Source organism: Pelotomaculum sp. FP (assembly GCF_004369245.1).
GTDB lineage: Bacteria > Bacillota > Desulfotomaculia > Desulfotomaculales > Pelotomaculaceae > Pelotomaculum_C > Pelotomaculum_C schinkii.
Map to the genome: position 1 here is coordinate 21,695 of NZ_QFGB01000050.1, position 8,702 is coordinate 30,396.

The 8,702-nt window shown below is 42.3% G+C and carries 12 protein-coding genes; 6 read left to right on the plus strand and 6 right to left on the minus strand.

All coding sequences use genetic code 11. The features are described from left to right. Window positions 1-204: 204 nt before the first annotated feature. From Psfp_RS16210 to Psfp_RS16225, 5 genes are all read left to right on the plus strand, one after another. Entirely contained in the window at window positions 205-621 is a 417-nt protein-coding gene (locus tag Psfp_RS16210; RefSeq protein WP_134219582.1) for an acyl-CoA thioesterase, read from the plus strand. 85 nt (window positions 622-706) lie between these two features. Further along, complete coding sequence (locus Psfp_RS16215) at window positions 707-1,480, plus strand: FAD binding domain-containing protein (protein WP_282432476.1); 774 nt, start codon at window positions 707-709, stop codon at window positions 1,478-1,480. An 81-nt stretch (window positions 1,481-1,561) separates the two neighbouring features. Further along, window positions 1,562-1,720: a hypothetical protein gene (locus Psfp_RS21805; RefSeq protein ID WP_190258653.1), complete on the plus strand. Its 159-nt coding sequence runs from the start codon at window positions 1,562-1,564 to the stop codon at window positions 1,718-1,720. Between the two features lie 285 nt (window positions 1,721-2,005). Further along, window positions 2,006-3,130 carry a helix-turn-helix transcriptional regulator gene (locus Psfp_RS16220; protein ID WP_134219584.1) on the plus strand — a complete coding sequence of 375 codons (1,125 nt, stop codon included), beginning with the start codon at window positions 2,006-2,008 and terminating at the stop codon, window positions 3,128-3,130. Further along, window positions 3,123-3,335, plus strand: coding sequence for a DUF5652 family protein (locus Psfp_RS16225; protein WP_134219585.1), 213 nt, complete (start codon window positions 3,123-3,125; stop codon window positions 3,333-3,335). Before Psfp_RS16220 ends, Psfp_RS16225 begins: the two co-directional genes overlap by 8 nt. A gap of 56 nt (window positions 3,336-3,391) precedes the next feature. On the opposite strand, the gene Psfp_RS16230 is transcribed toward Psfp_RS16225, so the two are convergent. The 5 genes from Psfp_RS16230 to Psfp_RS16250 form a co-directional block, all read right to left on the minus strand. Beyond that, the gene (locus tag Psfp_RS16230; RefSeq protein WP_345789097.1) at window positions 3,392-3,703 is read right to left on the minus strand and encodes a class I SAM-dependent methyltransferase; all 312 of its coding nucleotides are present in this window, start codon (window positions 3,701-3,703) and stop codon (window positions 3,392-3,394) included. Beyond that, on the minus strand, window positions 3,696-4,196 hold the full coding sequence (locus tag Psfp_RS16235; protein ID WP_134219587.1) for an NAD(P)-binding protein: 501 nt from the start codon (window positions 4,194-4,196) through the stop codon (window positions 3,696-3,698). The genes Psfp_RS16230 and Psfp_RS16235 overlap by 8 nt, the downstream gene beginning before the upstream one ends. 73 nt (window positions 4,197-4,269) lie before the next feature. Then, on the minus strand, window positions 4,270-4,713 hold the full coding sequence (locus tag Psfp_RS16240; protein WP_134219588.1) for a DUF3795 domain-containing protein: 444 nt from the start codon (window positions 4,711-4,713) through the stop codon (window positions 4,270-4,272). Window positions 4,714-4,758: 45 nt separating this feature from the next. Continuing rightward, window positions 4,759-6,366, minus strand: a complete 1,608-nt coding sequence (locus Psfp_RS16245; protein ID WP_134219589.1) for a hypothetical protein — start codon at window positions 6,364-6,366, stop codon at window positions 4,759-4,761. Window positions 6,367-6,910: 544 nt separating this feature from the next. After that, window positions 6,911-7,162 carry a hypothetical protein gene (locus tag Psfp_RS16250; protein WP_153189546.1) on the minus strand — a complete coding sequence of 84 codons (252 nt, stop codon included), beginning with the start codon at window positions 7,160-7,162 and terminating at the stop codon, window positions 6,911-6,913. 130 nt (window positions 7,163-7,292) lie between these two features. Here Psfp_RS16250 and Psfp_RS22325 point away from each other — a divergent pair, with 130 nt between their 5' ends. After that, window positions 7,293-7,478 (plus strand): hypothetical protein, encoded by a 186-nt coding sequence (locus Psfp_RS22325; RefSeq protein WP_243120730.1) that lies wholly within the window; start codon window positions 7,293-7,295, stop codon window positions 7,476-7,478. A 107-nt stretch (window positions 7,479-7,585) separates the two neighbouring features. Here the strand turns inward: Psfp_RS22325 and Psfp_RS16260 are convergent, their stop codons facing one another. After that, entirely contained in the window at window positions 7,586-8,545 is a 960-nt protein-coding gene (locus Psfp_RS16260; RefSeq protein ID WP_192895476.1) for a transporter substrate-binding domain-containing protein, read from the minus strand. Window positions 8,546-8,702: the final 157 nt, after the last annotated feature.

An 8,702-nucleotide genomic window follows, 5' to 3' on the forward strand; every position in this document is an offset into this window, starting at 1 on the left:
TTACTGGTAGCCATTGATACTACCGTTATTACTACCGCGATGCCCCGCATTGTGCAGCAGTTGAGCTGTGCAGATTTTTGGGCAGAGCACATAAGGTTGGAATCCGTCATCTGATTCTTACTTTTCTAAATTGACCTTAAAATTAATGGTAATATATAATGACAATGAAATGAATATATAGTTAATCTATTATTTAGTGAGGTATTGAAAGAATTGAAAAAAGCGACAATAGAATTGAGAGTAAGTTTTGCCGACCTTGACGGAATGAGAGCTGTTTACCACACAAATCATATTAAGTGGTTTGATCTTGTGCGGACAAAGCTCCTCCGCGAGGCAGGGTTTGAGATGCAGAGGTGGGAAGCTTCAGATACTCTTCTGCCTTTAGTTGTGTGTCATTGCGAGTACAAAGCTTCTACTGCATTTGACGATCTTTTGGAAATAACTGCAGCTGTGGAAGAAGTAAAAGGCAAAGTTATTACAATTACTTACGAAATTATAAATAAAGAAACAGCTAAGCTTATTGCTACAGGTTTTACCAAGCAGGTAACATGCGATGAAAATTCAAAACCATTTGTTTTAGAAGAAAAATACCCCGAGCTTTACAAGAATTTAACTGAATAACTAAAACTTAGAAGGCTATGTTTTCAAATACTGAAAACGTAGCCTTCTTTGACAGTCTGCACCGACAATCACAACTGGCCTAACCATAGGGGCAGGTGTTACCCTGGCCGGTCTTGCTGCAAGTCCCGTCGTAAGAGAAAAATGTCCTGCTATTGCCAACGCAGCGAAGCTTGTAGCAACAACACAGATTAGAAATGTGGCCACTCTGGGTGGAAATGTATTACAGAACACACGGTGCCAATATTATAACCGTTCAAGTGAGTGGGGTAAGGCGGTGGCCCCTTGTTTCAAGCGGGGCGGCACACTCTGCCACATTATTCCCCGGGGCAAGCGGTGCTTTGCAGTATACCAGGGGGATTTGGCGCCTTTATTGATAGCTCTTAAAGCAACGGCCATGATGGTTTCTCAGGACCAAGCCAAAGAGCTCCCCTTAGCTTCCTTGTTCTCTAATAATGGAGTGGAGCCTTTTGCAGATATCGCCGGGAAGCTTATCGTACATTTCACCATACCTGAAAGTTCATTAGGCAGTCAGTCTGATTACAAGAAATATCGCCTGCGAAACGGGATAGATTTTCCTCTAGCCGGGGTAGCTGTTGTTCTAAAAAGTAACCATGAGTTGGCAGAGGATCTCCAGGTTTGCCTTACTGGGGTCGCCTCCTCCCCGGTTTTAGTAGCCATCCCTGGAGAAATGATAGAAGGAAAGCAGCTTAACTATGCATTGGTTAAAGAGGCAGGTGAATTGGCCTATCATGCAGCGCATCCTCTCGCAAACCTGGAAGGGGATCCTGCAAGGCGTCGAACTATGATCCGCATCATGACTGAGGATATTTTAGCATCTTGGGTTGATAAGAGGGATTGACAAGGGGACGGGGTTGTTGACACATAATGTGGCATGTTTGGCCATAGTATGCTAAACTGACCCTGAAGGGGGGTTTTCGTTATGACAAACAAGTGGCGTACACTTTTGAGGATCTCCGGCTTCATTTTTATCCTGGCAGGGATTTTAACAGGCATTTTTACAGAACTACCGTCCAACTGGTCCACTGTAGTTGTGTTTTTGGGCCTGGGACAGTTCCTGGCGGCGGGCGGCTTTGGCTGAAGCAGCTGCTAGAGTTGGTTCAACTCTTGAATGGCACGGATATGAGACAGGGGGCCGGGACGGTTCTCTGTCTCATTTGTTTTGCATCATAGACCACGACATGATGTATTTGAAATAACCTGAGTCCTCATTTTTAGCATAACCTGGGTTTTATTTTTGTAAATCTGGAGGGTTGTTTCTTATTAGAAAGTTTCCTTGTGGTTGATTTTTTCAACCATAGTCAACCACCAATCCATTGTTATATGAGGAGATAATCCATACAATTATATGTAGGAGGCGGTCAATATGAAAGAAATCAATATTGCAAAAACGCTTGTTACAAAGCGCAAAGAAAAAGGTATTACGCAGGATGAACTTGCCGCATATATCGGGGTCTCTAAAGCATCTGTTTCAAAATGGGAAACAGCGCAGAGTTATCCCGACATAACCTTCCTTCCGCAGCTTGCGGCATATTTCAATATCAGCATTGACGATTTGATAGGTTATGCGCCGCAGATGACAAAAGAAGATATCAAAAAGCTGTATCATCGTTTGTCATCTACCTTTGCTACCCGTCCATTTGATGATGTTTTGGAAGAATGCCGGAGAATAATTAAAAAATACTATTCCTGTTTTCCGTTGCTGTTTCAGATGGCAGTGCTGCTGGCCAATCATCATATGCTCGCAGAAGAAAAGAAAAGGCAAGAAGCTATACTGAATGAAGCGGTCGAGTTATGTATAAGAATTAAAACTGAAAGTGACGACGTGTGGCTCTCTAAGGATGCAACTTCTTTAGAAGCAGTTTGTTATCTGATGTTAAACCAGCCGCAACAGGTTTTGGATTTACTTGGAGAATCATTACGACCGATCCCGACAGATCATGAGGTTGTGGCACGAGCATATCAGATACTGGGAAATGGTTCAAAGGCAAAAGAAGTAACGCAAATCAGTATGTATCAGCATCTGCTTGCACTAATTGGAGCTACGCCGGCCTATTTACTGCTAAACGCGGATAACAGCGAGAAAACCGAGGAGATTTTGCATCGGTCATTATCTGTCGCAACAATCTATCATCTGGATCGATTACATCCAAACACTATGGCACAGATCTATTTTACTGCAGCACAGGTGTACAGTTTACAAGGCAATGCTGAGAAAGCCCTTGACATGCTACGGAAATATGCAGATATCTGCACTATGGGCTTCTTCCCTTATTCATTACACGGAGATTCTTTCTTTGATGCAATTGATGTCTGGTTTGCAGACTTTGATTTAGGCGCCGATGCTCCACGGAATGAAAAAGTAATCAAAGAAAGCATGCTACAGGCTGTCCTGTCAAATCCGGCGTTTGCAGCTCTAGCAAAAGAGCCACGGTATAAAAGCATAATTGAAACATTAAAAACAAATTCAAGGAGGAATTCACGTGAATAACGTATTACAAATTTTACAGCCGAACAATCCTCTATTCTATTTAGTAATTGCCTGGGCAGTTATCTGGAAAGGCATAGCCCTTTGGCATGCTGTCCGCAACAGGCAATTGGCCTGGTATATTGCGCTTTTAATAGTAAATACCATTGGGATTCTTGAAATTGTCTACCTTATTTTCTTCCGAAAAAAAGACCGGACACTGGACTAAATGATATCATATGGATTTGCTATTGAAAAAGTAAGCCAGACTGGCACCCTAAAAAATCACCTTTCTGCCAATACTATATCAAATTTTTCATGAAATAAATCTTGATCAAAAACAGAAGCATGAATTACTTTAATTCTATCCGAGTAGTTCAATAAGTTTACTTTTTCTTTTAACCATAACAAGCAAGAATTATCTAAATCAACGGCATAAATTTTACCATTGCAAATCTCAAGCAAAGCCAGTGTTGGCACACCAGTGCCACAGCCCATGTCCAATATTAACGGCTGATCGATCTTTGGAATGAAAGAAAATGCTTTGATCGTGTATTTATTTAAGTTTTTTCTGCAATTATCTTTTATTTCATAAATGCTTAGACAGTTTCATATGCTTTGGAGCGCTCGGGATGTAGGGAAGCATTGATTTTAACATTGCAAGCCCACTGTAAAGAAAGGGCATGGGTTCATCCATGTCCCCCATCAGGGCGCATATTTGGTCCAGATCTAAAAAAGCCGCATCCAGCCTTTCTTTATCGGACGGGAAAGCAGCGTAAATCATTTTTTTATCATCATTGTAACTCTCAGGAGTCCCGTCGAAATCCTCCGAAACAAACCGCACCCGTGATTTTACGAAGTCTATCTTTTCAAACACTCCGATGTCCTTCATTGCCTTGAATACCGATGCTGAAGTCTCAAAGGTTAGAGTGCCGCTCTCAAAATAATAACCCTTCCTGTAAAATCCGGCGGTATAGCCGCCAGGCATGCTGTAGGCTTCAAATATGGTTACTTTATGCTCCTTCTTTGCCAAGAGGTTGCTGGCAATCAACCCGCCGATGCCCGAGCCGATTATAATTACATTTTTCATTTCCCAACCCCCTCGTATAATTACTTCTGACCCGCAAGCTATACTAATTAAACTCCAACGCCACTTGCAAAACTCAATACCTCGGTAGCCTGCTTTGCTCCTGGTAGAAATCTTCCACCCCTATCTCCTTCATCCGCAGGTTGAATCTCAGCCACCGCTCCTGTATCTGAGTGTCTATCTTCTTGGAGCATGGGGATTCCTCACACTGGAAGCAGAAATCCACACCTTTTTCTTTGCTGCATACGCCGGCAACACACTCGATGGGGCAGAGCACGTTATCCCCCCGGCATCCACTGCAAGCAGCCTGGGTTAATGACTTCAGCACTTCTTCGAACTGGGGGTAGCCAGTGAACACCGGCTTTATGGCCTCCTTGACTCTGGCCACACGGAGGTAACCGTTTAAAAGTTCAACCAACCGGACACTCAGTTTCCGGATCTCCCCACCAGCGTAGTCGGCGCAGCGGGAGCAGTCCAGCCCGCACGGAGCAAGCCGCCTAACCGCTTCTTTATATTCCATACCCAGCCCTCCTAAAATACTTGTACTGGATTGATGCCGAAGCCATCAATTTGGGCACTTTATAAATTTTATTTTACATATAGGCACTTGCAGTACGTCAAAACCGACTACTACAAATTCATTATTATTCCTTAACACCTCATTTAAAAAGAGGTTAACCGGCAGAGCTTTCCCGTTAACTGGAATAGAATTTATCTGCACTGATTCTGCTTTTTGGATAATGGCTTGTTTCGAAACCCAGTTTCCCATGCTTTGAGGGGTTGTATTTACCCACTGTCTTACTCTGGGCAGCAGTTCCATAACGTCAATAACCCATGTTTCCTGGGGGTAATCAATACATACAACACCCTTTGTGAAATCGTTGTAATCCGGATCTGACAGATAATAACGAAGGGAGTTGAGATTAGGAAAACTCTTCAGCGCAGCCAAGTCGCTTTCCTTAAATTCTTTCACTTCATGCGAACCCAAATCAGTGATGTTTTGCTCTGGAGTTCCCCATAATAACCTTTGTTGCTCCTGTGATAACGCTCCAACAACATCTAATAGAGACATTGCGCTGCCTGTGCCGTCTAAGGTCGCATCTTTTGCACCGGGATAATAACTAAATGCGCCTTGTTCCTCAAGATAGCAAGCCTCATATTTATTCTTTACAATATTCTCCATAAACGTCCTGGCTGCGTTTTTATTTTCTAAAAATATCCCGTTCCATAAATAATTGGTCAATAGTTTAATACCTTGAGTCCTTGTCAATTCCCAATCATGCAGTTCAGCTAAGCTGGCATCTTCGGGCATTGGTTCGGAAATCTTCTCCAGTGTTGTTTTCAGCATCTCATCTTTATAACGTAAAGGGAATTCCTGGTGAAGGTTGTTGCCTTTTTCATCCACAAACAAACCAGCAATCTTATATGTTGGTCCTAAGTCTCCCCCATGCAACATTTCGCCGCTATTACGCAGTCTTGGCCCCCAAAACCCTGTTTTACTGTCCTGGTTCAAGTAAAACCATTGTAATAATGTTGCTTTCCACTCCGGCGAAAAGGAATAGAGCTTATTTCGTTCCAACAAATCGTAGTTATGGTAGAAAGATGCCATTATGTAATTTGTTTTGGGTAGTTTTGAGCCAATCCATCCTACCGTAGATAAATCATCCAGAATATTTTTTAATCTTTCCGGGTTATTGATTTCATCCAAAAATCTCAGCGGGTACTTCAAGCGAAGTGGCCGGCCGGTCTCTTCTGCCAGGAGTTCAAGATGTTCCACTATATTTAATGTCGGCTCAAAATAATAAAAGGAGGGGTATGTTTCATCCATAAATGCGCCGGTTTTAGGATTCTGCAGACTTAAATAAAAATCCATTTCCTCATTTTTGTCGGCAAAATCCGGTACCCTGATCAAGCCTTCCCTGGTCTTTAACTGCCTGTGCAGTTCGTTTAACTTGGTAAAGGCGGTAATGTATTTTCCTTTGTCAAGAAAATAGGCACAACCAAGCATTTTAAACTCAAATTCGCCCATAAAGTAACCTTCTGCTTGAAGCTGGCCGTTTAACCTGAACATTTCTGATACCGAGGTGATAGTTCGATAGATAAATAATCCGGATCCGATTATAAATATTGCAACTAGGCAAGATACCGCAATGACAATTTTTTTATTTTTCATATACACCTCAACTTTAGTAAGAACATAGATAACCTACCGGCACGTTTTTCTTTTTCCCATTCTTTAGCTGCAAGTAGAATATGAACTCACTCTGCCCCAAAACAACGAATATGTAAAGAATCCATAGTACCCGGGCATATTCAGTATGAAGTCCGGCGAATCATCCCTGCAAAGGCGCTTATATTCTAATTGATCTTCCCCCAACAATTCCGGATTATCTTCCCCCCAACGCATTTCAAAAAGATCTACCAGGGCTTTTCTCATTTCCTGACTAAAAGGAGGGTTAATATCACTGACAAAAGTCTGTGCCATGAAATTCGGTTGTCCCTCCGGTATATTCCCATAGACATTAAGTATGCGGGTGTCTTTAGATGAATAAATTTTTTGAAATGAAATTACCACCTATATAAAGTGAACTATTGCTCAATATTCTGTTTTCCAAATGATATATGCACTAGCATCTTCGTCAAATTTGGAATAAGGATAATCACCATACAAATCTATAATCTGAAAACCAACTAATTTTATTAACTGTTTTCATGCTCTATTCAAGTGTTTTTTTGCGCCACATACGATCTGTGCATATGACGAACAGCACGACAACCCCGAGTACGGCATAAACAGTTAGCTTGATACGTGGCAGATAGTCGAGAGTGGCGTTCATTGAGGCATGCATTAGAAGTACGGGAAGAAGACTTTTCCCTTTAATCCGGTTATACAACCAGGTAAAAAGGACAGCCAGGGGAATATCTCCCAGGCGGGTCCAGAACATGTACCAGGGTCCGCTCAAGTTCATGAAAAAGAAAATTCAGTGAAAGGCCCCCCAAAAAAAACCCAATATGAGACTGGCAACAAGGGGACTGAATCGTTGTTGCAAACGGGGCAGGGCGAAACCGCGCCAACCGGCTTCTTCCCCTAATGAGCCATTGAAGAACATTGCCCATATAAAGGAAACGGGTATGGTCAGATACAAAGGCGCCTCCGGTTTAAACGGCATTGCCGGCAAGGCTAGACCCATTGCTCCTCCGATGAAATTACCGGCAAGTGTAATTGCCGGCCATAATCCGATGGCAATTATTAACCATATCAAAGGTACCCGCCAATTAAGATAAGGCCGTAACAGGGATCTCACACCCTCATTACTTGAAAAAGCACCGGCTATCACAAAGGCCGCTTCCACCGTCGCTTGAAGGATCTCCCGCACAATTATTCAACGGTGTTATTGATCTTCAAACCACTTCTTATAGATTAGGTCATATTGCCCGTTTGCCTTAATTGCTTGCAACCCTGAATTTATTTTTTCAAGGAGTTCCGGATTGTTTTTGTTCACTGCAATACCATAATCCTCAACGGCAAATTTTTCGCCTACTATCTTTAAGTTGTTTCCTTGATTGATAAAATTAGCGACTACTGGATAACTGCTAATTACAGCTTCAACGCTACCTTTCTCCAACTCTATTAGGTCTTGTTCATAAGTATTATCACTACTACTAAATGTTATCACCTTGGCTCCCGGCACCGTATTTGCGTATTCCTGTGCTATAGTACCCGGCATGACGCCGACAGATTTACCTTTCAGGTCCTGTAAACTGTTGATGCTACTGTTGTCCGGGCGGACTGCAATAACCAATCCCGATTGAAAGTAAGGCTCTGTAAAATACATTGCCGTTTTTCTCTGTTCAGTAATGGATAATCCTGAAACGACAGCATCTAATTGACCGCTTACTAAAGCTGTGATTAATTGGTCGAAAGGCATGTCCCTAAAGTCTATCTCCAGGTCTGATACCTTGGCTATCGCCGACATCAGCTCTAAATCAAAACCTACATATCTTCCTGCCTCATCCTGGTATTCAAACGGCGGGTACGTTGCATCTGAGCCAACAATGATTTTTTGCTTCCCCGAACTTTTTCCACCGATATAAATACTTAAATTCTCTCCATCCCATTCCACCGGCTGGCCCAGTGTTTCAGCGACAAAGCGTACAGGGACATATGTGACATCGTTGTATATAAAGGCTGGTTGATTTTGCTCCTGATGCTTTTCTACTCCGTTAAAGAAAAACTTAAGGGGTAAGAAATCTACTGTGATTTGCCTTTGATAGCCGGACGCAAAACCGATTGTTCCCAATAACAGCGCACCAATTAGAACACCTAATAATAATGGAAAGACTTTTTTCACCAACATACACCTCCAGGATTTTAGTTATATTTAGGGCTTGCTGAATAGGTTCTGATTTTAAAAACTGATTTTAGACAACCATATAAACAGTGCAATTTTGGCTCTCAAAAGCCTCCAAGATGGTGCATATAAAATGGTAAAAAAGAAGCCGGAGCCG

Bases quoted from the DNA above. Each gene is read 5' to 3' on its own strand.
- Psfp_RS21805 (WP_190258653.1), top strand. From the start codon at position 1,562: ATGACAAACAAGTGGCGTACACTTTTGAGGATCTCCGGCTTCATTTTT.
- Psfp_RS16220 (WP_134219584.1), top strand. From the start codon at position 2,006: ATGAAAGAAATCAATATTGCAAAAACGCTTGTTACAAAGCGCAAAGAA.
- Psfp_RS16235 (WP_134219587.1), bottom strand. From the start codon at position 4,196: ATGAAAAATGTAATTATAATCGGCTCGGGCATCGGCGGGTTGATTGCC.
- Psfp_RS16240 (WP_134219588.1), bottom strand. From the start codon at position 4,713: ATGGAATATAAAGAAGCGGTTAGGCGGCTTGCTCCGTGCGGGCTGGAC.
- Psfp_RS16245 (WP_134219589.1), bottom strand. From the start codon at position 6,366: ATGAAAAATAAAAAAATTGTCATTGCGGTATCTTGCCTAGTTGCAATA.
- Psfp_RS16250 (WP_153189546.1), bottom strand. From the start codon at position 7,162: ATGAACTTGAGCGGACCCTGGTACATGTTCTGGACCCGCCTGGGAGAT.